Origin of the sequence: Mycobacterium sp. E1386, assembly GCF_001672745.1 — a bacterium.
In the GTDB taxonomy this organism is placed as follows: domain Bacteria; phylum Actinomycetota; class Actinomycetes; order Mycobacteriales; family Mycobacteriaceae; genus Mycobacterium.
Map to the genome: position 1 here is coordinate 1 of NZ_LZKH01000080.1, position 20691 is coordinate 20691.

General features: G+C 68.5%; 23 protein-coding genes. 9 read left to right on the forward strand and 14 right to left on the reverse strand.

The genetic code is table 11. From position 1 onward, the window contains the following. Positions 1 to 565: HAD family phosphatase (locus tag A5709_RS08975; RefSeq protein WP_231972154.1), on the forward strand; the 565-nt coding region annotated here is incomplete at its 5' end. A gap of 440 nt (positions 566 to 1005) precedes the next feature. Here A5709_RS08975 and A5709_RS08980 read toward each other — a convergent pair. Genes A5709_RS08980 through A5709_RS09000 form a run of 5 tightly spaced genes read right to left on the reverse strand, consistent with a single transcriptional unit; the run spans position 1006 to position 6817 of the window. Continuing rightward, positions 1006 to 1764: an oxidoreductase gene (locus A5709_RS08980; protein WP_068012152.1), complete on the reverse strand. Its 759-nt coding sequence runs from the start codon at positions 1762 to 1764 to the stop codon at positions 1006 to 1008. Between the two features lie 22 nt (positions 1765 to 1786). Beyond that, on the reverse strand, positions 1787 to 3403 hold the full coding sequence (locus A5709_RS08985) for an ABC transporter ATP-binding protein (RefSeq protein ID WP_068119551.1): 1617 nt from the start codon (positions 3401 to 3403) through the stop codon (positions 1787 to 1789). Further along, positions 3400 to 4263, reverse strand: coding sequence for an ABC transporter permease (locus A5709_RS08990; protein ID WP_068119537.1), 864 nt, complete (start codon positions 4261 to 4263; stop codon positions 3400 to 3402). Before A5709_RS08990 ends, A5709_RS08985 begins: the two co-directional genes overlap by 4 nt. Further along, positions 4256 to 5182: an ABC transporter permease gene (locus tag A5709_RS08995; protein ID WP_067949038.1), complete on the reverse strand. Its 927-nt coding sequence runs from the start codon at positions 5180 to 5182 to the stop codon at positions 4256 to 4258. The genes A5709_RS08990 and A5709_RS08995 overlap by 8 nt, the downstream gene beginning before the upstream one ends. Positions 5183 to 5185: 3 nt before the next feature. Next, positions 5186 to 6817 carry an ABC transporter substrate-binding protein gene (locus A5709_RS09000; protein WP_068119541.1) on the reverse strand — a complete coding sequence of 544 codons (1632 nt, stop codon included), beginning with the start codon at positions 6815 to 6817 and terminating at the stop codon, positions 5186 to 5188. A gap of 75 nt (positions 6818 to 6892) precedes the next feature. Between A5709_RS09000 and A5709_RS09005 the strand changes: the two genes are divergently transcribed. Continuing rightward, on the forward strand, positions 6893 to 7720 hold the full coding sequence (locus A5709_RS09005) for a hypothetical protein (RefSeq protein ID WP_067949034.1): 828 nt from the start codon (positions 6893 to 6895) through the stop codon (positions 7718 to 7720). Positions 7721 to 7726: 6 nt separating this feature from the next. On the opposite strand, the gene A5709_RS09010 is transcribed toward A5709_RS09005, so the two are convergent. Continuing rightward, positions 7727 to 8269, reverse strand: coding sequence for a DUF4232 domain-containing protein (locus A5709_RS09010; RefSeq protein ID WP_197501091.1), 543 nt, complete (start codon positions 8267 to 8269; stop codon positions 7727 to 7729). A gap of 115 nt (positions 8270 to 8384) precedes the next feature. Between A5709_RS09010 and acs the strand changes: the two genes are divergently transcribed. Beyond that, positions 8385 to 10343: an acetate--CoA ligase gene (gene acs / locus A5709_RS09015; protein WP_068012154.1), complete on the forward strand. Its 1959-nt coding sequence runs from the start codon at positions 8385 to 8387 to the stop codon at positions 10341 to 10343. A gap of 15 nt (positions 10344 to 10358) precedes the next feature. Here acs and A5709_RS09020 read toward each other — a convergent pair whose 3' ends face one another. Then, positions 10359 to 11057, reverse strand: a complete 699-nt coding sequence (locus A5709_RS09020) for a serine protease (RefSeq protein WP_156673417.1) — start codon at positions 11055 to 11057, stop codon at positions 10359 to 10361. A gap of 290 nt (positions 11058 to 11347) precedes the next feature. On the opposite strand from A5709_RS09020, the gene A5709_RS09025 reads away from it, so the two are divergent. Further along, positions 11348 to 11875 (forward strand): phage holin family protein, encoded by a 528-nt coding sequence (locus tag A5709_RS09025; RefSeq protein WP_067949030.1) that lies wholly within the window; start codon positions 11348 to 11350, stop codon positions 11873 to 11875. Continuing rightward, positions 11876 to 12829: an alpha/beta fold hydrolase gene (locus A5709_RS09030; RefSeq protein ID WP_068012155.1), complete on the forward strand. Its 954-nt coding sequence runs from the start codon at positions 11876 to 11878 to the stop codon at positions 12827 to 12829. Here the strand turns inward: A5709_RS09030 and marP are convergent. From marP to nth, 4 genes are read right to left on the reverse strand one after another with little or no spacing between them, the layout of a single operon-like run. Continuing rightward, positions 12822 to 14015 (reverse strand): acid resistance serine protease MarP, encoded by a 1194-nt coding sequence (gene marP / locus A5709_RS09035; protein ID WP_156673418.1) that lies wholly within the window; start codon positions 14013 to 14015, stop codon positions 12822 to 12824. The genes A5709_RS09030 and marP overlap by 8 nt on opposite strands. Before the next feature lie 11 nt (positions 14016 to 14026). Next, positions 14027 to 14842, reverse strand: a complete 816-nt coding sequence (locus tag A5709_RS09040; protein WP_067949024.1) for a CoA pyrophosphatase — start codon at positions 14840 to 14842, stop codon at positions 14027 to 14029. Positions 14843 to 14871: 29 nt separating this feature from the next. Continuing rightward, positions 14872 to 15519: a TlpA disulfide reductase family protein gene (locus tag A5709_RS09045; RefSeq protein WP_068119545.1), complete on the reverse strand. Its 648-nt coding sequence runs from the start codon at positions 15517 to 15519 to the stop codon at positions 14872 to 14874. 12 nt (positions 15520 to 15531) lie between these two features. After that, positions 15532 to 16212, reverse strand: coding sequence for an endonuclease III (gene nth / locus A5709_RS09050; RefSeq protein ID WP_068119548.1), 681 nt, complete (start codon positions 16210 to 16212; stop codon positions 15532 to 15534). Positions 16213 to 16385: 173 nt separating this feature from the next. On the opposite strand from nth, the gene A5709_RS09055 reads away from it, so the two are divergent. Then, positions 16386 to 16781: a hypothetical protein gene (locus A5709_RS09055; RefSeq protein WP_231972155.1), complete on the forward strand. Its 396-nt coding sequence runs from the start codon at positions 16386 to 16388 to the stop codon at positions 16779 to 16781. 98 nt (positions 16782 to 16879) lie between these two features. Continuing rightward, positions 16880 to 17554, forward strand: a complete 675-nt coding sequence (crp, locus tag A5709_RS09060) for a cAMP-activated global transcriptional regulator CRP (protein ID WP_044508824.1) — start codon at positions 16880 to 16882, stop codon at positions 17552 to 17554. Between the two features lie 90 nt (positions 17555 to 17644). Here the strand turns inward: crp and A5709_RS09065 are convergent, their stop codons facing one another. From A5709_RS09065 to A5709_RS27960, 3 genes are read right to left on the reverse strand one after another with little or no spacing between them, the layout of a single operon-like run. Continuing rightward, positions 17645 to 18436, reverse strand: coding sequence for an MBL fold metallo-hydrolase (locus A5709_RS09065; protein WP_067949017.1), 792 nt, complete (start codon positions 18434 to 18436; stop codon positions 17645 to 17647). Continuing rightward, positions 18433 to 18897 (reverse strand): RidA family protein, encoded by a 465-nt coding sequence (locus A5709_RS09070; protein ID WP_067949016.1) that lies wholly within the window; start codon positions 18895 to 18897, stop codon positions 18433 to 18435. Before A5709_RS09070 ends, A5709_RS09065 begins: the two co-directional genes overlap by 4 nt. Further along, positions 18898 to 19059, reverse strand: coding sequence for a DUF4177 domain-containing protein (locus A5709_RS27960; protein ID WP_007166633.1), 162 nt, complete (start codon positions 19057 to 19059; stop codon positions 18898 to 18900). A 77-nt stretch (positions 19060 to 19136) separates the two neighbouring features. Between A5709_RS27960 and A5709_RS09075 the strand changes: the two genes are divergently transcribed. Further along, complete coding sequence (locus A5709_RS09075) at positions 19137 to 20156, forward strand: ArsA family ATPase (protein ID WP_067949014.1); 1020 nt, start codon at positions 19137 to 19139, stop codon at positions 20154 to 20156. Next, on the forward strand, positions 20153 to 20691 hold a 539-nt coding region (locus A5709_RS09080), incomplete at its 3' end, for an ArsA-related P-loop ATPase (protein WP_156768000.1). The genes A5709_RS09075 and A5709_RS09080, both read left to right, overlap by 4 nt.

Here is a 20691-nt window from a genome sequence, read left to right on the forward strand (position 1 = left end):
GGTCCGCGGCTTCGGCGAACACCAGCGGCGTCACGATGTCGTGCAGCGTTTCGTTGACGATCGACTTGACCTGATCGCCGCCCACAAATTGTGCGGCCGCGACGTGGTGGTGGTCTCCGCCTCCGGCGAGGAAATCGTGGCTCCGATCGCACGGGCGCTCGGCGCCACCCACGCGATGGCGACCCGCATGGTCGTCGAGGACGGGCGGTACACCGGCGAGATAGCGTTCTACTGCTACGGCGAGGGCAAGGTGCAAGCGATCCGCGAGCTGGCCGCCCGCGAGGGCTACCCGCTGGAGCATTGCTACGCGTACTCCGACTCGATCACCGACCTGCCGATGCTCGAATCCGTCGGCCACCCCAGCGTGGTGAATCCCGACCGCGGACTGCGCCGGGAGGCCGTCGAACGCGGTTGGCCCGTGCTGTCGTTCTCGCGACCGGTGTCGCTACGCGACCGCATCCCGGCGCCGTCGGGTGCGGCGATCGCAACGACCGCGGCGGTGGGCGTGAGCGCGCTGGCCGCCGGCGCGGTCACCTATTCGCTGTTGCGCCGCTTCGCGTTCTAGTCCCACCAGGGCGCCGACAGCAAACACATTTCGGCGCAGCTTCGCAAGTTTTGCAAAATTGGGCCTTGCTGCGTTAAGGGTCTAGTAGTACAAAGGAACCACGGAAGCCCGGTGAGGCCTAGGTCGATCCGGAAGAGAAGGTTCGATCTCCCGACCCGGGCGCCCAGCACGGTGCTCGGCACCCACGCGGAGTCATAGCCGCGATAATGGCAGAAGTGTTGCGGGCCTGCGTAATTGCGAAATGTGGATGGTGTCGACGGCCCTTTGGGTGGGGTTGCAACCGAAGCGTCGCAAGATCGCCGAGGCCAACCCACGCAGCCCCGAAATGCACGCATGGTAACCGAGTTCCGTGCTAGCGGGCGGCGGACCGAATACTTCGGGACGTCGCCCGCTTTGCATTGTCCGGCAGCGCTTTCTGCGGCCGCCGGCGACCGATTCAGCTACCGACTCGACAGCGAATCGGCGATGCTCAAAGCCTCCTGCGCGCCGGCCCGCATCGCCCGGCAACAGAGCAGCAGCCAGGCCCCCACCCCGGCCGGCGTGCCATCGGCGAAGCCTTGCGCGGCGTCGCGATAGTCGGCCGGCTGGCGCATCCAACTGACCTCGGGCACACCCAATCCGTGTGGATCCAACCCGCTGGCGATGGTCACCAACCGGGACACCGCGCGAGCGACCACGCCATCGGCGCTGCCGAACGGCCGCAACGTCAGCAGTTCGCCGTGCGCGACCGCGGCGACCACCGGCGCCGGCGCCTGGGTACCGCCGCTCACCAAATCCGCCAGCAACTCCAGTCGCGGCCCGACGCCGGCATCGGCGCGAGGCCGGCCCAGCCGGTCCTCGTCGACCTGGTCGGCCGCCGCCAGCACGTGCAAGCGGGCCAGCGCCTGCAGCGGCGCCCGCCGCCAAATCCCGACCAGCGGGCCCTCGCCGCCTTCGAGCGCCTGCGCCACCCGCAGCGCCCCGCCGAACACCGGATCACTGACGGTCCCGGCGTCCGCGAGGTCTTCCAACCGGACCGGACCACCGTCGAGCACCGACGAGGCGCGGGCCGCCCGCAACGCCGCTTCGGCGGCGGTCACCGGCCATCCGCGCAGGTTGGCCCGGTGCCGATGGGCGCGGCCGAGCGCGTCCCGGGCCCGGTCGCTGGCCTCGGCCACGCCCGGCAACTCCATCAACGGAGCCAGTGGATCAGCCGTCACAGGTTGCCAACCTATCCCGGCTTCAACGATCGGATGTCGGTGCGTGCGGGATGGCCTCCAGCAGCCGGCGGGTGTATTCGTGCCGGGCCCGGGTGAACAGCTCGTCGGTGGGGGCCTGCTCCACCACCCGACCGGCGCGCATCACCAGGACGTCGTCGGCGATCTGCCGGATCACCGCCAGGTCGTGGCTGATGAACAGGTAAGTGAGGCCCAGCTCGGTCTGCAGCTCGGCCAGCAGATCCAGGATCTGCGCCTGCACCAAGACGTCGAGCGCGGAGACCGCCTCGTCGCAGACCAGCACCTCGGGCCGCAGCGCCAGCGCCCGGGCGATCGCGACCCGCTGCCGTTGGCCACCCGACAGCTCACGGGGCAGCCGGCCCAAAACCGATGACGGCAGCGCGACCTGGTCGACGAGTTCGCGCACCGCTCGCTCGCGCTGCCCGCGGTCGCCGAGCCGGTGTATGCGCAGCGGTTCCTCGATGGCGCGAAAAACCGTGTGCATGGGATCCAGGCTGCTGTAAGGGTTTTGGAAGACCGGCTGCACCCGCCGCCGGAAGGCCAATTGCTGGTCCCGGCTCAGCGCGTCGTCGATGCGGATGCCGTCGAAGACGACCGTGCCCGAGCTCGCCGGCAGGAGGCCGAGCACCATCTGCGCCAGGGTGGACTTGCCCGAACCCGACTCCCCGGCGATCGCCAGCGTGCTCGCCCGCCGCAGCCGGAACGAAACCCCGTCTACGGCGCGGAATTCCGCTCGCCGCCACGGCGCGCCGCGCGACTCGCGGTAGACCTTGGTCAGCTCAGAGGCGACCAGGATGTCGTCGGACGGCCCACGATCCGCCGGGCGGGGCCGGGCCGGGATTTTGACCGTCAGCGACGGCGCCGCGGCCACCAGCCGCCGGGTGTACTCGTGCTGCGGGTCCCGCAAGATCGACCGCGCCGCACCGGATTCCACCACGACGCCCTCGCGCATCACGACGACGGACTCGGCGCGTTCGGCGGCCAGTGCCAGGTCGTGGGTGATCAACAGCAGCGCGGTGCCGAGTTCCGCGGTGAGCCCCTGCAGGTGGTCGAGCACCTGGCGCTGGACGGTGACGTCCAGCGCGGAGGTCGGCTCGTCGGCGATCAGCAGCCTCGGCCGCCCCGCCAACCCGATCGCGATCAGGGCCCGTTGACACATGCCGCCGGACAGCTGGTGGGGATAGCGGGCCGCTTGTTTCGCCGGGTCCGGCATGCCCGCCTGCGCGAGCAGCTCCACGGCACGCCGCCGCGTCTGCCGGTCGGAGGTGTTGGCCCGCAACGCTTCCGACACCTGGAAGCCGACCTTCCAGACCGGGTTGAGGTTGGTCATCGGGTCTTGGGGTATGTAACCGATCTCGCGGCCCCGGATGGAGCGCAACGTCCGGCGGTCGGCCCTGGCGATGTCGGATCCGTCGAAGACGATGCGCCCGGCGGTAATTCGGCCGCCGGGAGGAAGTAGCCCGAGGATCGCCGCCGCCGTGGTGGATTTCCCCGATCCCGATTCGCCCACCACCGCGACCGTGTGGCCGGGCAAGACGGTGAGGTCGACGCCGCGGACGGCGGCGTGATCACCGAAACTGACTTTGAGGCCCTCGACGGACAGCAGCGGCATGTCGTTCATGGCCGCCACGCTCGAGACGCCGGGTCGAGGGCGTCGCGCAGCGCGTCGCCCATCATCATGAAGGCCAGCACCGTGGCCGCCAGCGCACCGGCGGGATAGAACAGGATGGGCGAGCCCGCCCGCAGCCGCGTCTGGTCGAGGTTGATGTCGCCGCCCCAGGACACCACCGACGTGGGCAGTCCGACGCCCAGGTAGGACAGCGTGGCCTCGGTGACGATGAAAACTCCCAGGGCGATGGTGGCCATCGCGATGACCGGGCCAAGGGCGTTGGGCACCGCATGACGCAGCAGGATCTGAAAGCGGCTCAGCCCCAACGCTTTCGCCGCGAGCACGTAGTCACTGGTGCGCACCGCGAGCACCGATCCGCGCGCGATGCGGGCCACCTGCGGCCAGCCGAACAAGGCGAGGATGGCGATCACGGTCCATACCGTGCGGTGGTGCATGACCTGCATGAGCACGATGGCGGCCAGCAGCAGCGGCAGTCCGAAGAACACGTCGCTGATGCGGGATACCACCGCGTCGATCCAGCCGCCGTAGAAGCCGGCCAGGGCGCCGAGCGCCCCGCCGACGACGAACACGACCAGGGCGGCGCCCAAGCCGACGGTGACCGACGCCCGCGCGCCGTAGACGGTGCGGGCGTAGACGTCGTGGCCCTGCAGGTCGGTGCCGAACCAGTGCGCGCGCGAAGGCGGGAGGAGGCTCTGGCCGGGGTCGGCGTAGGTGGGGTCGGCGCCGGTGAACAAGGCCGGAAACATCGCGACCGCAACGATGAGCAGGATCAGCAGGCCGGCGACGACGAACTTCGGGCGGCCGCGCAGCCCGCGCCACGTGTCGCGCCAAAAGCCCGATCGCTCAGCCATACCGGATCCTGGGATCCAGGACGGCGTACAGCAGGTCCACGGCCAGATTGGTGATCAGGTAAATCAGCACCAGCACCGTCACTATCGACACCACGGTCGGCGCCTCCTGTCGGGTGACGGCCTGATACAGCACACCGCCGACGCCGTGGATGTTGAAGATGCCTTCCGTCACAATGGCTCCACCCATCAGCGCGCCCAGGTCGGCACCCAGGAACGTGACCACCGGGATCAGCGAATTCCGCAGAATGTGCACCGTCACCACGCGGGGCCGGGACAACCCCTTGGCGGTGGCCGTGCGGACATAGTCGGCGTGCGCGTTCGCGGCCACCGCGGATCGGGTCAGCCGCACCACGTAGGCGAACGACACCGAGCCCAGCACGATGCCCGGTAGCAGCAGACGCCCAAACGTCGACCGCTCCCCCACGGTGACCGGCGCGATCCCCAACCTCACCCCGAAAACGAACTGGGCCAGGAACCCCAGGACGAAGATGGGGATCGCGATGATGACGAGTCCGGCGATCAGGACGGTGGAATCGAAGACTCCCCCCGTGCGCAGTCCGGCGATCACGCCGAACCCGATGCCCAGCACCGCCTCGACGGCCAGGGCTATCAGCGCCAGCCGCACCGTCACTGGAAAGGCATGTGCGAGAACGTCACTCACCGGCAGCCCGGAGTAGGACCGGCCCAAGTCGCCGTGCAGCACGCCGCCGAGGTAGCGCAGGTACTGCACGAGGAACGGATCATCGAGGTGGTAGCGGGCCCGCAATTGCGCGGCGACCTCGGGGGTGAGCGGGCGGTCCCCGGCGATCGCGGCCACCGGGTCACCGGGCAACAGGAAGACCATGCCGTAGATCAGCAGCGTGGCGCCGAGGAAGACGGGCACCATGATGGCGATGCGGCGCGCGATGTACCAACCCATCGGTCAAGCCTTAACGATGTTCTCGTAGTCGGGCAGACCGTTCCAGGTGAGCTTGACGCTACCGACCTGTGGCGACCATCCGACCACCGCGATGTAGTACCACAGCGGCACGGCGGGCATGTCGTGCAACAGGATTCGTTGAGCCTCGTTGACCAGTACATCTGCTTGCTGCAGGTTTGGTGCGGCCTCGGCGGCGGCCAGGCCGGCGTCGAATTCCCGGTTGGAGTATCCGACGTCGTTGGATCCCGCTCCGGTGGCGTACAGCGGGGCCAGGAATTCGATCATCGAAGGGTAGTCACCGATCCAGCCCGCGCGGAACGCGGTATCGATGGTGCGGTTGGTGATCTGGGTGCGGAAACCCGCGAAGGTGGGATGCGGCGCGCCGACGGCGTCGATGCCCAGCACGTTCTTGATGCTGTTGGCGACCGCGTCCACCCACTCTTGATGGCCGCTGTCGGCGTTGTATGCGATGGAGTACCGCCCGCTCCAGGCCGAGATCGCGTTGGCTTGCGCCCAAAGTTGGCGTGCCCGTTCGGGATTGAAGTCCAATGCGGTATTGCCCGGGATGTTACGATCGAAGCCGGGCAATGAGCTGGCGGTGAAATCGCGGGCCGGGCTGCGGGTGCCGTTGAAGATCTGCTGGCAGATCTGCGGCCGGTTGATGGCCGCCGACAGCGCCAGGCGGCGCAGTCGGCCTTCTTCGCCGCCGAAGTGCGGCAACCGCAATGGCGTGTCGAGCGATTGGCTGACCGCGACGGGCCCACTTGCGGCGTTGCCACCGAGGTCACGCTGGTAGATCGTCAGCGCGCTGGACGGAATCGTGTCCAACACATCGAGATTGCCGGACAGCAGGTCGGCGTAGGCGGTGTCCAGGTTGGCGTAGAACTCGAACCTGAGGCCTTTGTTGTGGGGTTTGCGATTGCCGTGGTAGTCGGGGTTGGGTTTCAAGTCGATCTTGACGTTGTGTTCCCAAGCCGGCCCGTCGGGACCGTTCGCCAACTCGTACGGGCCGTTGCCGACCGGGTTGCGGCCGAACGCAGCCATGTCCCGAAAAGCCGTGGCCGGTAACGGATAGAACGCATTGTGTCCCAGCCGCAACGTGAAGTCGACGGTCGGCGCCTTGAGTCGCACGTCGAACTCGAGATCGTTGACCACTTGCAGCCCGGACATGGTGGTCCGGGCCGGCTTTCCGCCTGCCCTCAGTCCGGCGACGTCGTCGTACCCGACGATCGGGCTGAAAAAGCTCTGTTGCAGTTGGGCATTGGTACTCAGCGCCCCGTAGTTCCACGCGTCGACGAACGAATGGGCCGTCACCGGTGAGCCGTCGGTGAACTTCCAGCCGGGCTTGAGGATGATCCGGTAGTTGATGTTGTCGGTTGTCTCTACCGACTGCGCCACCTCCGGCGACGGCTTGCCTGCGGCATCGTAGGACACCAAACCGGCGAACAGCCGATCCAGGATCCGCCCGCCGAGGCTGTCGTTCGTGCCGGTCGGAATCAGCGGGTTCGGCGGTTCACCGCCGTTCACCACCACCGACTCAGGGGTCAGCGCCCCGCCGCCGCACCCCGTCAGGGACGCGGCCGCCAACAGCACGGCGGCCGCCATCCCGGCGGAAAGGGCCCGCATGCGACGCATGACACCCGACCCTAGGGCCTGCCGCGGGCGGTCGGTGAAGTGCCCGCGCCGGGTTCGTCAACCTAGAATCCCGTCGTGACCGTCGCGTATCTGGCCTCGGACGAATCGGCTGAGCTAGCCGGCCGATTGATCTTCGCGTTCGGCCTTCCCGCAGTCGGCTTGGTCTGTCTGATCATCGGCCTTCTAGAGCGCTCGCGCAGGCGTCGACAGTCCCCGCCGCCGCACCACCCCGGCTACCCGTATCCGCCGCCGCCACCGGCCATCGGGTATCCGGGCCCGTATCCCGCTCCACCGCCCTATCCCGGTTACCCGCCCGCGGTACAGCCACCGCGGCCGGCGAGCAAGTCCGCCACCGCGCTGATCACCATCGGTATCGTGCTGCTGACGTTGGGCGGGCTGAACGTCCTCGTCCACGTTGCGCGCGCCGTGTCGCGCGACGATCGTGGCTCGCCCACGACCGCCCAGCCAACCCCATCGGCCAGAGCCGCGATGCCCGAAATCGGTCAGTGCTTCACCGAATTCGAGGTCCAAATGGGTTCGCTCAACCAACCGACCGACTGCGGTGATCCCGTGGCGACCTATGAGCTCGCCGCCATAGGCGGGCCGACGGCGACGTGCCCCGACAACAAGCGCGGCGACTCTGTCTACTCGCGCCTCACCAACGAATCCCACACGCTGTGTTTTGTCCCCAACCTCAAACAAGGGCTCTGCTACCTGAGGACGGGCCAGCGTGAGACGACGACGTTGACACCGGCCGATTGCGGTGAAGCGCGCTACGCAAAACTAAGGGTCGACAAGCGCATCGACGGCAGCGCCGACGAAACGCAGTGTCCGCCGGGGACAAAGGCCAACGCGTACCCCACGCCGCCGCGGGTCTACTGCTTGGTGCAAGCCGAGTCGTGACGTCGCTCAAACGGGCGTCACCGGGTGCACCTGCAACGCGCAAGCGTCGATGGTGACCGGCACGGTCAGCACCACGGTGGTGTCCGGCGGATTGACCAGCAGGTCGGTATAGGTGGGGCAGGGCTCGCCGTTGGCGTCGACGGCGATGCCCTCGACGACGGCCTGCGCCTGGGTGGACAGCGACAGGATGACGGTGGGCGGCACCTCGGCGCCGCCCGGCAGGCCTCCCATGTAGCCGCGCGGTGTGGGCTGGGCATGGATGAGCGGCCCGCCCCCACCCGAGTCGACCCCGGGATACCCGGTCAGCGTGCAGGGCTCCGCGCCCCCGGCGAGGCTGAACACCAGTGTCGCCGCGCGGTGGCCGACCGCGGCCTGCGTCGGCGAAGCGGCGACGGCGATCTGATCCGACCAGCATGGGGTGGGCGCGTCGGCGGTGTCGGTCGGCATCGCCCACGCCGGCGACCCCAGCATGGCGGTGGCCGCGTAACCCGTTGCGGCCGCGGTGAAGCTGGGGGCTAGTCGGCGGTTGCGCCGCCCGTGACCGGGCACACCGGTGATTATCCGCTACAGGGCCCGGCTTTGACCGTCATTTGCACCTTCGCTTTTCACCTTGTGGGGCTAGGCTCTCTGACGATTGACGAGCCTCGACACTAGGAGGAAGCCAGTGACCGCCACAGACGCCGTAGGCCCGTCGTCGTATCCCCCGCCACCGGCGTTCGCCGAACAGGCCAACGCGGGCGAGGAACTGTACCGCGAGGCCGACGAGGACCGGCTGGCCTTCTGGGCCAAGCAGGCCAACCGGCTCTCCTGGTCGACGCCGTTCACCGAGGTGCTCGACTGGTCGCAGGCGCCCTTCGCCAAGTGGTTCGCCGACGGCAAGCTCAACGTCGCCTACAACTGCGTGGACCGCCACGTGGAGGCCGGCTACGGCGACCGCGTCGCCATCCACTGGGAGGGCGAGCCCGGCGACAGCCGCAGCCTGACCTACGCCGACCTGCAGGCAGAGGTGTGCAAGGCGGCCAACGCGCTGACCGGCCTGGGCCTGGTCGCCGGTGATCGCGTCGCGATCTACATGCCGTTGATTCCGGAGGCGGTGATCGCGATGCTGGCCTGCGCCCGGCTCGGGGTCATGCACAGCGTGGTGTTCGCCGGCTTCACCGCGAAGGCGCTGCGGGCCCGGATCGCCGATGCGCAGGCCAAATTGCTGATCACCAGCGACGGGCAGTTCCGCCGCGGCAAGCCGGCACCGCTGAAGGACGCGGCCGACGAGGCGGTTGCGTCGGGCGAGGACGGCGACAGTCCCGTCGAGCGCGTTCTGGTGGTGCGGCGCACCGGGATTGACGTGTCGTGGAACGACGATCGGGACCTGTGGTGGCACGACGTCGTCGACGCCGCGTCGCCCGATCACACGCCGGAGCCCTTCGATGCCGAGCAGCCGCTGTTCCTGCTGTACACCTCCGGCACCACCGGAAAGCCCAAGGGCATCGTGCACACCAGCGGCGGCTACCTGGCCCAGAGCTCCTACACGCACTACTACGTCTTCGATCTCAAGCCCGAGACCGACGTGTTCTGGTGCACCGCCGACATCGGCTGGGTCACCGGGCACACCTACGGTGTCTACGGCCCGCTTTCCAACGGCGCCACCGAGGTTCTCTACGAGGGCACACCCGACTCACCCACCCAGCACCGCCATTTCGAGATCATCGAAAAGTACGGGGTGACAATCTATTACACCGCACCCACGCTCATCCGGACCTTCATGAAGTGGGGTCGCGAGATCCCCGACGCCCATGACCTGTCCAGTCTGCGGCTGCTGGGCACGGTGGGCGAGCCGATCAACCCCGAGGCGTGGCGCTGGTACCGCAAGGTGATCGGCGCCGAGCGCCTTCCGATCGTGGACACCTGGTGGCAGACCGAAACGGGCGCGGCGATGATCTCCCCGCTGCCCGGGGTGGCCGCGGCCAAACCGGGCTCGGCGATGCGGCCGCTGCCGGGCATCTCGGCCAAGATCGTCGACGACCACGGCGACGAGCTGGTGCCGGGCATCCACAAGGGCGAACACGTCACCGGCTACCTGGTCCTGGATCAACCCTGGCCGTCCATGCTCCGCGGCATCTGGGGTGATCCCGAGCGATACGTCGAGACCTACTGGTCCAGGTTCGCCGAGCAGGGCTGGTACTTCGCGGGCGACAGTGCCTATTACGACCGCGACGGCGCCATCTGGGTGGTGGGCCGCATCGACGACGTGATGAACGTTTCCGGGCATCGGCTCTCGAGTGCCGAACTGGAGTCGGCGCTGGTCGGCCACTACGGGGTGGCCGAGGCCGCGGTGGTCGCGAAGACCGACGAGACCACGGGCCAAGCCGTCTGCGCGTTCGTCGTCTTGTGCGCCGAGTACGAGGTGCACGACGGGGTCGTCGACGAGCTGCGCGCCGAGGTGGCCCGGGAGATCTCGCCGATCGCCAAGCCACGTGAGATTCACGTGGTGCCGGAGCTGCCCAAGACCCGCAGCGGCAAGATCATGCGCAGGCTCCTGCGCGACATCGCCGAAAACCGCGAGCTGGGTGACACGTCGACGCTGCTCGACGCCAGCGTCTTCGACGCGATCCAAGCCGCGAAGTAGCCACCTCAGGCCGGCTCAGGCCGGTAGCGGCGTGAACCCGGCACCGGGCCGGTGCTTGGCGTTGATGTCGGCCAGGACCGCGTTGAACGACTGGACCACCGCCGGCGTGTGCAGCGGAATGTACTTGATGACGCAGGTCGGCAGGTTGTCACTGAACGCCCCGTGGATCATGCCGACCAGCAGGTTGTTCACGGTCACCGGCGCCCCGGAGTCCCCCGGCTGGCCGCAGACCTGCATGACGATGGTGCCCGGGTCCTGACCGGGCCCCCAGGTGACGCCGCACGAGTTTCCGGTGGTCCGGCCTTGCTTGCAGGCGATCTCACCGAAGGCCGGGTCCGGGCCGAGGCCATTGATCGCGAAGCCGTTGTAGTTGGCCGTCGGCGTCACCTTGGCGGGATCGAACTTGATGACGGCGTAGTCGAGGTTGTCGTTGCCGGCCACCATGGTGCCCAGGACGCCGGCGTTCTCGGCGCCCTCGGCGGCGACCTGCGCGCCCGGACCGCCGCAGTGCGCGGAGGTGAAACCGATCAACTCACCGGCGGCATCTCCCCCGATGGTCGTCAGGGTGCACATGGTGTCCCCGTTGATGACGATGCCGGCGCCGCCGCCCATCGGGATCCTGACATCGGCGGCCGCGGCGCGAGCGGGGCAGCCCAACAGGGCCAGGAGCACTGCCGCCATGGCCGCCACGAAGTACCGGTGCGCCGTCTGCACAGAAACTCCCATCGACAGGCCGGAATCCGGACCGGCCTGATCAGTCTAGTCGGCCGGTGGCCCGTTGACCGTGCCCAGCGCGGCCGCCGGAACTCCGGCCCGCTGACACCGTAGAAGTTTGGAAACCGTGCGCCTGGGCATCTGGTTGAACACCCTCGCGACGCCGCCGGTCAACCTCCGACAGGCGCCGGGCCGCCCGCCGCCTTCGGCTGGCCTCGTCTGGCATGGCGCCGCATGGCAACATGAACCGCGACGACAGCGCCGGGCAGTGACGAAAGAGGGGACCGTCTGTGAGCAAACCCGATGGCAAGAACGGTGTGCCCAGCACCCTGACCACGATCCCCCTGACCGATCCGCACGCCCGGCCGGCCGAGCCGTCGATCGGTGACCTGATCAAGGACGCGACCACGCAGGTCTCCACGCTGGTGCGCGCCGAGGTCGAACTGGCCCGCGCGGAGATCACCCGGGACGTCAAAAAGGGCTTGACCGGCAGTGTCTTCTTCATCGCCGCGCTGGTGGTGCTGTTCTACTCCACGTTCTTTTTCTTCTTCTTCGTCGCCGAACTGCTCGACACCTGGCTGTGGCGCTGGGTGGCGTTCCTGATCGTGTTCGGGGTCCAGGTAGTGGTCGGGGCGCTACTGGCCCTGCTGGGCTTCCTCAAGGTGCGCCGGATCCGGGGACCGCGGGAGACGATCGAATCGGTCAAGGAGACACGCACCGCGCTCACCCCGGGCCACGACAAGGCGCAGGGCGCCCCCAAGCAGCTCGCCGAGCGCGGCAGGCACGAAAAGCCCGAAACCGATCCATCGGGCTGGTAAATGGCCCCGCCGGATCCGTCGGTAACCCGCATCGACGGGCCGTGGCGCCATTTGGACGTGCACGCCAACGGCATCCGGTTCCACGTCGTCGAGGCCCTACCCACCGGCGCGGACACGACCGCACCACCCACTGCCCGGCCGCTGGTGATGCTGCTGCACGGTTTCGGTTCGTTTTGGTGGTCGTGGCGTCATCAATTGCGGGGACTGACCGGGGCGCGGGTGGTCGCGGTCGACCTGCGCGGTTACGGCGGCAGCGATAAGCCGCCCCGCGGCTACGACGGCTGGACGCTGGCCGGCGACACCGCCGGCCTCATTCGGGCGCTGGGACATTCGTCGGCGACGCTGGTCGGCCACGCCGACGGCGGCCTGGCCTGCTGGGCCACCGCGCTGCTGCACGCGCGATTGGTTTCGGCCATCGCGCTGATCAGCTCGCCGCACCCGGCGGCGCTGCGCCGGTCGACGCTGACCCGGCGCGACCAGGGGTATGCACTGTTGCCGACGTTGCTGCGCTATCAAGTGCCGATTTGGCCGGAGCGGCTGCTGACCCGCGACAACGCCGCGGAGATCGAACGCGTGGTCCGCAGCCGCAGCTGCCCCAAGTGGCTTGCCTCCGAGGACTTTTCGGAATCCATCGGTTACCTGCGGATGGCCATCCAGATTCCGTCGGCGGCGCACTGCGCACTGGAATACCAGCGCTGGGCGGTGCGTAGTCAGCTGCGCGACGAAGGCCGCCGCTTCATGAAATCGATGTGTCGGCAGCTCAGCGTGCCGCTGCTACACCTGCGCGGCGACTCCGATCCCTACGTCCTGGCCGACCCGGTCAACCGGACGCAGCGTTACGCCCCGCAGGGACGTTACGTATCCATCGATGGCGCAGGGCATTTCAGCCACGAAGAGGTGCCCGAGGAAATCAACCGACACTTGATGAAATTCATCGACTACGTGGTCAGCTGACGCAGGCCCCCGTGGTCACCTGCTGGGTGTCGCCGATCTTGGCGAGCTGACCATTCACCTCGTCGGCCGTCAAAACGAAGCCGGTGTCGGGATCGTCGACCGCGGCGCCGAACACCACACCGAGCACCTGGCCGTTCAGGTCGATCAACGGCCCCCCCGAATTACCTTGCTCCACATTGGCTCTGATGGTGTAGACGTCGCGGGTGACCGGCGCGGGGTCGCGGTAGATGTCGGGGCCGCTGAGTTTGATGACCTCGCGGATGCGCGCGGGGGTCGCGGTGAAGTTACCACCCCCCGGATATCCCAGCACCACAACGCTTGTGCCCGTTTTCGCCTCGCCCGAAGCGAAGGCCAACGGCTTCGGCGGCAGGTTGGGGACGGCGAGGATGGCGATGTCGACCGACGGATCGTAGGACACCACGGTGGCGTCCAGGGGACTGCCGCTCGCGTAGATCTGCACGCTGTTGGAACCGGCCACCACGTGCGCATTGGTCATCACCCGGTCGGGCGCGATCACAAAACCGCTGCCCTCCAACACTTTCTGGCAGCTCGGCGCCAGGCTGCGCACCTTGACGACGCTGGGCGCGGTGGCCTGCACCACCGGATTGTTGGCCAACGCGGGGTCGGGCGAGGCGACCGGAATCACCGGAGTCCGGCTGAACGGCTCCAGCACCGCGGGCAGGCCGGAGGTGTTCAGCAGGGCCGACAACCGCTTGGGCACCGTCTTCAGCCACGGCGGGGCAACCTCGTTGACCTGGGCCAGCACTCGCGAGCCGCGCACCGCGGCGGCCAGCTCGGGCTGGTCCTTGGACTGGGTGAGCGGCGTCGCCAACAACCACGCCGCGGTCAACACCACCACGAGCTGCACGCCCACCCCGATGAACGAGTCGACCGTCCGGATGGTGCGGCTGCGGATCGCGCCGCGAACCGCCCTCCCCAGCACCACGCCCGCGACCTCGCCGACGACGACCAGCGCCAGGATCAAAAAGAGGGCGGCGAACAGCTTCGCGCGGGGCGCGGCGATGTGGCTGACGAGGTGGGGCGCCAGCAGCACGCCCGCGATCGCGCCGAGCAACACACCCACGAACGAGAACAGCGACCCCACCGCGCCGGAACGCCAGCCCGATACGGCCGCGATGAAGGCGACCGACAGCACGGCCACGTCAAGCCACTGTGACGGGGTCATCGAGTTCATGTTCATCGGGGGGGACCGCCCTGCTCGCCGACCAGCGCCATCGCCGCGTCCAATTCGCGGACGTCGGTGGTGTCCCAGGGCTGGGCCCAGCCGGCGACGTCGAGCATCGCACAGATCACCTGGCCAGTGAATCCCCAGACCAGCATCTCGTTCAGCAGAAACGCCGGTCCGGCCCACCGGCGGCCGAGGTCGCCCCGGTAGACCATCAGCCGGTTGGCCGGGTTGATGAAGGCGCGCAACGGAACTCGCGCCACGATCGCTGTTTCGGCCTCGTTGACGACGGCCACCGGACCGGGATCCGGCGAGTAGGCCAGCACCGGGACGACGTGGAACCGCGACGGCGCAATGAACGTGCGCTCCATCGTGACCAGGGGATGCAACCGCGACACGTCGATCCCGGTTTCCTCCTGGGCTTCACGCAAGGCGGTGGCCACCGGACCGTCATCGGTGGGATCGGAGGCGCCGCCGGGAAACGCCGCCTGGCCGGCGTGGTGGCGCAAGGTCGAGGCCCGCACGGTGACCAGGAGGTCGGCGTCGTCGGGGACGCCGCCGTCGGCCGGCGCGGACTCCGGGCCCGAGAACAGCACCAAGACAGCGGCTTCGCGCCCGCTGCCGCGCAACGCCGACACCGCCTTGCCGGTGATCATCGCCAGCACGTCGGCCGGCAGCCGGCGCCGGTACGCGTCCGGCATCCGCTCGACGTTGTCGACCAGGGGGCGCAGCCACGACGGGGAGGCGTCGGGGCTCAGCTCAAGCGTCCCGCGCGCACGGGTGGGGTGACCACCTCCCGCGGGCGGGGGCGTACCCCCGACGTTCACGGGGCGCTCCAGTCGGTCCAATTTTCGGCTTATCCCTTGTCATTTCCGACCGCGGCGGCGATCTCGTCGGCGCTGTCGAAGGCCCGCGGCAGCATCTGGGCAACGCTACCGTCCGGGCGCAGAACCACCGTCGCGGGCATCACGTTTACCACACCCAGGGCCGCCGCGACCCGCCGGCGACCGTCCTGCAGGGTCGGCAGCCGAACGCCCAGTTCGGCGAGCCGCAGCAACGCGGCCGTCTCGTTCTCGTCCTGATGCACCGTCACCACCATCACGTCGGACCCGGCTCGCCGTTGATACTCGGCCATCGCGGGCAGTTCGGCCGCACACGGCGCGCACCAATACGCCCATAAGTTGAGGACCACCCGCCGCCCCGCCAGCGCGCGGGCGACGTCGACGGCCGAACCGTCGGCGGCGCACTCGGCCGTGACACCGCGCAGCGCAGGGGGGCCGGGGCCGTCGCCGGCGGCCGGACAGGGCGCCAGATCGGCCCGCTGCCGCGGACCCGCCAGCGCGGCAGGCGTGTCGGCGTCGCGGTGTTCGCGGTCGGGCGGGCTGACGGCCGTGCCGGGCTTCGGGGCCGGCCCCGACTCGTCGCGCAGCTGGGCGACCAGGGCCGCCGCCAGCGCCGCCACCACCGCGAGGATCGCGATGGTCCAGCGCGTGGTCCGCGTCAAGGTGGTGGGCGCCTACAGGCCGGCCAGGGCCAGCAAGTGCTCGGTTTCCGGCCCCCGCACCAGGGGCGCGGCCAGCAGCGGTTCGGTGGGCCCGAGGCCGAAGGAGGGGCAGTCCTTGGCCACCACGCACACACCGCAGGCCGGCTTGCGCGCGTGGCACACCCGGCGGCCGTGGAAGATCACGCGGTGGCTCAACATGGTCCACTCGCTGCGTTCGATCAGTTCACCGGCCGCGCGCTCGATCTTCACCGGGTCCTTGTCGCTGGTCCAGCGCCACCTGTGCAGCAGCCGCGCGAAATGGGTGTCGACCGTGATACCGGGGACGCCAAAGGCGTTGCCCAGGATGACGTTGGCGGTCTTGCGGCCGACTCCGGGCAGCGTGACCAGTTCCTCCATCGTGGCAGGCACCTCGCCGTCGAACCGTTCGACCAGCGCCTGCCCGAGGCCGATGAGTGAGGTCGCCTTGTTGCGGAAGAACCCCGTCGGACGGATCAGGTTTTCCAGTTCGTCACGGTCCGCCTGCGCGTAGTCCAGCGCCGTGGGGTACCGCTTGAACAAGGCCGGCGTCGTCAGGTTCACCCGCTTGTCCGTGCTCTGCGCCGAAAGGATCGTGGCGACGGTCAGCTCGAGCGGCGTGGTGAAGTCCAGCTCGCAGTGCGCGTCCGGAAACGCCTGCGCCAGCGCCCGATTCATCCTGCGGGCCCGCCGCACCAAGCCGACCCGCGTCTCCTCAGACCAGCGCCGCGCGTCGACACCGCCCGATGGGACCGACGTGGACTTCGAGCGTCCGGACGACTTTGCCGCTGTCACCTACGACAGAGTACTGATTTCGTGATCTCGCCGAGACCTCGTGTTGATTGAAGTGCCTGTTTACTCTCCTTGTGTCGTGGTTGCTGGTGGCCTGCGTTCCGGCGTTGCTGATGTTGGCGGCGCTCGGCTTGGGGCGGCTCGAACGGGGGCTCGCCCGTGAGGACGTCACCATGCTCGCTGTCACCGAGCTTTTCGAGCACGCCGAGATTGTCGACGTGCGCACCCTGGCCCGTGAGGGCATGCCGGAGGCGCTGGAATTTCTGCACCGGCGCGAGGCCCGGGAAGTTGCCGAGGCGGCGTTGGCCGGGCTGACGGCCGGGCCGCGGCATGCGGCGCCGTCGTTCGCCGCCAGCTTCATTGACCATGCCGAGCTGACATTGCCGACGCGAATACAGGCGCATTCGCACATCAATCCGCAGTTTAAGGCCACTCGACACGTCAATCGTGTGTAGCGTTGCACGTTGGACAAAATGTCCTACCGCTAGACTCATCACGCGAGCAAGGGATTAACCTGCCCGTACACAAATCATTGGAAAGCTGAAGAGGCAACGTGGACGAGATCCTGGCAAGGGCAGGAATCTTCCAAGGGGTTGAGCCCGGCGCGGTCGCCGCGCTGACCAAGCAGCTGCAACCCGTCGACTTTCCCCGTGGGCACACGGTCTTCGCCGAAGGCGAGCCGGGTGATCGGCTGTACATCATCGTCTCGGGGAAGGTCAAGATCGGCCGTCGCTCGCCCGATGGCCGGGAGAACCTGCTGACGATCATGGGCCCGTCGGACATGTTCGGCGAGTTGTCTATTTTCGACCCCGGCCCAAGGACTTCCAGCGCGACCACGATCACCGAGGTGCGGGCCGTGTCGATGGACCGCGATGCGCTGCGGGCGTGGATCGCCGACCGTCCCGAGATCGCCGAGCAGCTGCTGCGGGTGCTCGCCCGGCGGCTGCGCCGCACCAACAACAATCTGGCCGACCTCATCTTCACCGACGTGCCGGGCCGGGTGGCCAAGCAGCTGCTGCAGCTCGCCCAGCGGTTCGGCACCCAGGAGGGTGGCGCCATGCGTGTCACCCACGACCTGACCCAGGAGGAGATCGCCCAGCTGGTGGGGGCGTCCCGGGAGACGGTGAACAAGGCGCTGGCCGATTTCGCCCACCGCGGGTGGATCCGTCTGGAAGGCAAGAGTGTGCTGATTTCGGACTCCGAAAGGCTCGCCCGCCGAGCGAGGTAAGCGCGCGCGGAGCGCGCGAATTGCGTCGGATCGACGTTATCGACGCGTTCACTCGAACTTTTCCGCGCTAGCGTGGATTTCGGCGCGAGTTCAGCGCCGCAAATAGTCCAGCTGCGCCTGAACGGACCATTCGGCCGCGTCCCAGAGTTTCTCGTCGACGTCCACATAGACGTGTTCGACGACTTGGCGCGCGGTGGCGTCGTCGCCGATGTGCCGCAACGCCGCGCGCACCTGTTCCAGCCGTTCGTGCCGGTGCACCAGGTAGCCGGACGCGACGGCCTCCAGGTCGGGCAGGTCGGGCCCGTGGCCGGGCAGCACCGTACGCCGCCCCAGACCACGTAAGCGCCGCAACGATTCCAGGTAGTCGGCCAGGCTGCCGTCTTCGGAGTCAATGACGGCGGTGCCGCGGCCCAGCACGCTGTCGGCGGTAAGGACGGCGTCCTCCAGCACGAACGAGAACGAGTCGGCGGTGTGGCCCGGCGTGGCCATCACTCTGATCTTGAGGCCGGCCGCGTCGATGACCTCGCCATCGGTGAGGTGACCGCCGAGGCCGCGCAGGAACCCGCTGCCCGCCGACCGCACCGTCGCGCCGGTCCGCTCGACCAGCTTGTCGATGCCGTCGGTGTGATCGCCGTGCCGGTGACTGATGAGCACCAGCGTGATACGGCCCAACTCGGCGACCCGGGCGATGTGCTCGTCGTCGTCGGGCCCGGGATCCACCACGACCAATTCGTCGCTGCCCTTGCCGCGCAACACCCAGGTGTTGGTGCCCTCGAGCGTCAGCAACCCGGGGTTGTCGGCCAACAGAACCGAGGCAGTCTCGGTCACCGCCCGCAGCGTGCCGTATGCGGGATGGCTCGGCGGCTCGGGCGCGTCGGTCACGGTCGCGAGCCGACCTCCACGATCAGCTCCACTTCGACCGGCGCATCCAGGGGCAGCTCGGAAACGCCGACGGCCGACCGCGCGTGTGCGCCCTCCTCGCCGAACACCTCGGCGAGCAGTTCCGAAGCGCCGTTGACGACGCTGGGCTGGCCGTTGAACCCCGGCGCGGAGGCGACGAAGCCGACGACCTTGACCACCCGGGTCACCGCGTCGATGCCGACCAGCGAATCGACGGCCGCGAGGGCGTTGAGCGCGCAGATCCGCGCCATCGCCTTGCCTTCTTCCGGGCTGACCTGCGCACCCACCTTGCCGGTTCCGGCGAGCTGTCCCGCCTGCAGCGGCAGCTGGCCCGCGGTGTACACCAGGTTGCCGGTCCGCACCGCGGGCACATAGGCGGCCAGCGGCGCCACCACCTCGGGAAGCGCGACCCCGAGTTCCGCGAGCCGGGTGGAGGCAGTCATCTACTTGGGACGCTTCAAATACGCGACGTGTTGCTCACCGGTTGGCCCGGGCAGTACGGACACCAACTCCCAGCCGTCGGCGCCCCACTGGTCGAGAATCTGTTTGGTGGCGTGGGTGAGCAGCGGGACGGTGACGTATTCCCATGCGGTCGGTTGGCTCATGGCGCGAGCTTATCGGTCGGATGTGAACGGCTCCGGCCTGCCCGGGGGCCGGACGCCGGTCGGGCTAGCATGCGAAGGTGGCAAACACATCGAGCGGCGGTAGCGCCGTCGGCTGGCCGGCGCGGCTCTCCAAGGCCCGCCTGCATTTCGTCACCGGCAAAGGCGGTACGGGCAAGTCGACGATAGCGGCCGCACTGGCACTGACCCTGGCAGCCGGCGGACGCAAGGTCCTTCTCGTGGAAGTCGAAGGGCGCCAAGGCATTGCGCAACTCTTCGACGTCCCGCCGCTGCCCTACCAGGAGGTCAAGATCGCGACCGCCGAACGCGGCGGTCAGGTCAACGCGCTGGCCATCGACATCGAGGCCGCGTTCCTGGAATACCTGGACATGTTCTACAACCTCGGCATCGCCGGGCGGGCGATGCGGCGCATTGGGGCCATCGAGTTCGCCACGACGATCGCGCCGGGCCTGCGCGACGTGCTGCTCACCGGAAAGATCAAGGAATCGGTGGTGCGGGTCGACAAGAACCGGCTGCCCGTCTACGACGCGGTAGTCGTCGACGCACCCCCGACGGGGCGGATCGCCCGCTTCCTGGACGTCACCAAGGCCGTGTCGGATCTGGCCAAGGGCGGACCGGTGCACTCGCAGAGTGAAGGCGTGGTGAAGCTGCTGCACTCCGAGCAGACGGCCATCCACCTGGTCACCCTGCTGGAGGCGTTGCCGGTGCAGGAAACCCTGGAAGCCATCGAGGAGCTCGCCGAGATGGAGCTGCCGATCGGCAGCGTGATCGTGAATCGCAACATCGCGTCCTATCTGCAGCCCGCGGACCTGGCCAAGGCCGCGGAGGGGCACGTCGACGCGGACTCGGTGCGGGCCGGACTGGAAATGGCGGGGATCAAGCTGAACGACACCGAGTTCGCCGGACTGCTGACCGAGACCATCGAGCATGCGACGGTGATCGCCGCGCGGGCCGAGATCGCCCAGCAACTGGACGCGCTGCAGGTGCCCCGGCTGGAATTGCCGGCGATCTCCGATGGCGTCGACCTCGGAAGCCTCTATGAGCTTTCGGAATCGCTTGCACAGCAGGGGGTTCGATGAGTACCACGCCGAATAGGCTTGATATGGCCTCGATCTTGGCCGACACGACCAACCGGGTGGTGGTGTGCTGCGGCGCCGGCGGGGTAGGCAAGACCACCACCGCGGCCGCGATGGCGTTGCGCGCTGCCGAATACGGCCGCAACGTATGCGTTTTGACGATCGACCCGGCCAAGCGGCTGGCCCAGGCACTGGGGGTGAACGACCTCGGCAACACCCCGCAGCGGGTGCCCCTGGCGCCCGAGGTTCGCGGCGAGTTGCACGCGATGATGCTCGACATGCGCCGCACGTTCGACGAAATGGTGGTCCAGTACTCCGGAAACGGCCGGGCGCAAGCGATTCTGGACAACCAGTTCTATCAGACGGTCGCCAGCTCGCTGGCCGGCACGCAGGAATACATGGCGATGGAGAAGCTGGGCCAGCTACTGGCCGAGGATCGTTGGGACCTGGTGGTGGTGGACACCCCGCCGTCGCGCAACGCGCTGGACTTCCTGGACGCGCCGAAACGGTTGGGCAGCTTCATGGACAGCCGGCTGTG

Coding starts and splice junctions, on each gene's coding strand:
- A5709_RS08985 (WP_068119551.1), bottom strand. CDS start 3,403: ATGAACGACATGCCGCTGCTGTCCGTCGAGGGCCTCAAAGTCAGTTTC.
- A5709_RS08990 (WP_068119537.1), bottom strand. CDS start 4,263: ATGGCTGAGCGATCGGGCTTTTGGCGCGACACGTGGCGCGGGCTGCGC.
- A5709_RS08995 (WP_067949038.1), bottom strand. CDS start 5,182: ATGGGTTGGTACATCGCGCGCCGCATCGCCATCATGGTGCCCGTCTTC.
- A5709_RS09000 (WP_068119541.1), bottom strand. CDS start 6,817: ATGCGTCGCATGCGGGCCCTTTCCGCCGGGATGGCGGCCGCCGTGCTG.
- A5709_RS09030 (WP_068012155.1), top strand. CDS start 11,876: ATGGCCCCGCCGGATCCGTCGGTAACCCGCATCGACGGGCCGTGGCGC.
- marP (WP_156673418.1), bottom strand. CDS start 14,015: ATGACCCCGTCACAGTGGCTTGACGTGGCCGTGCTGTCGGTCGCCTTC.
- nth (WP_068119548.1), bottom strand. CDS start 16,212: ATGAATCGGGCGCTGGCGCAGGCGTTTCCGGACGCGCACTGCGAGCTG.
- A5709_RS09070 (WP_067949016.1), bottom strand. CDS start 18,897: ATGACTGCCTCCACCCGGCTCGCGGAACTCGGGGTCGCGCTTCCCGAG.
- A5709_RS27960 (WP_007166633.1), bottom strand. CDS start 19,059: ATGAGCCAACCGACCGCATGGGAATACGTCACCGTCCCGCTGCTCACC.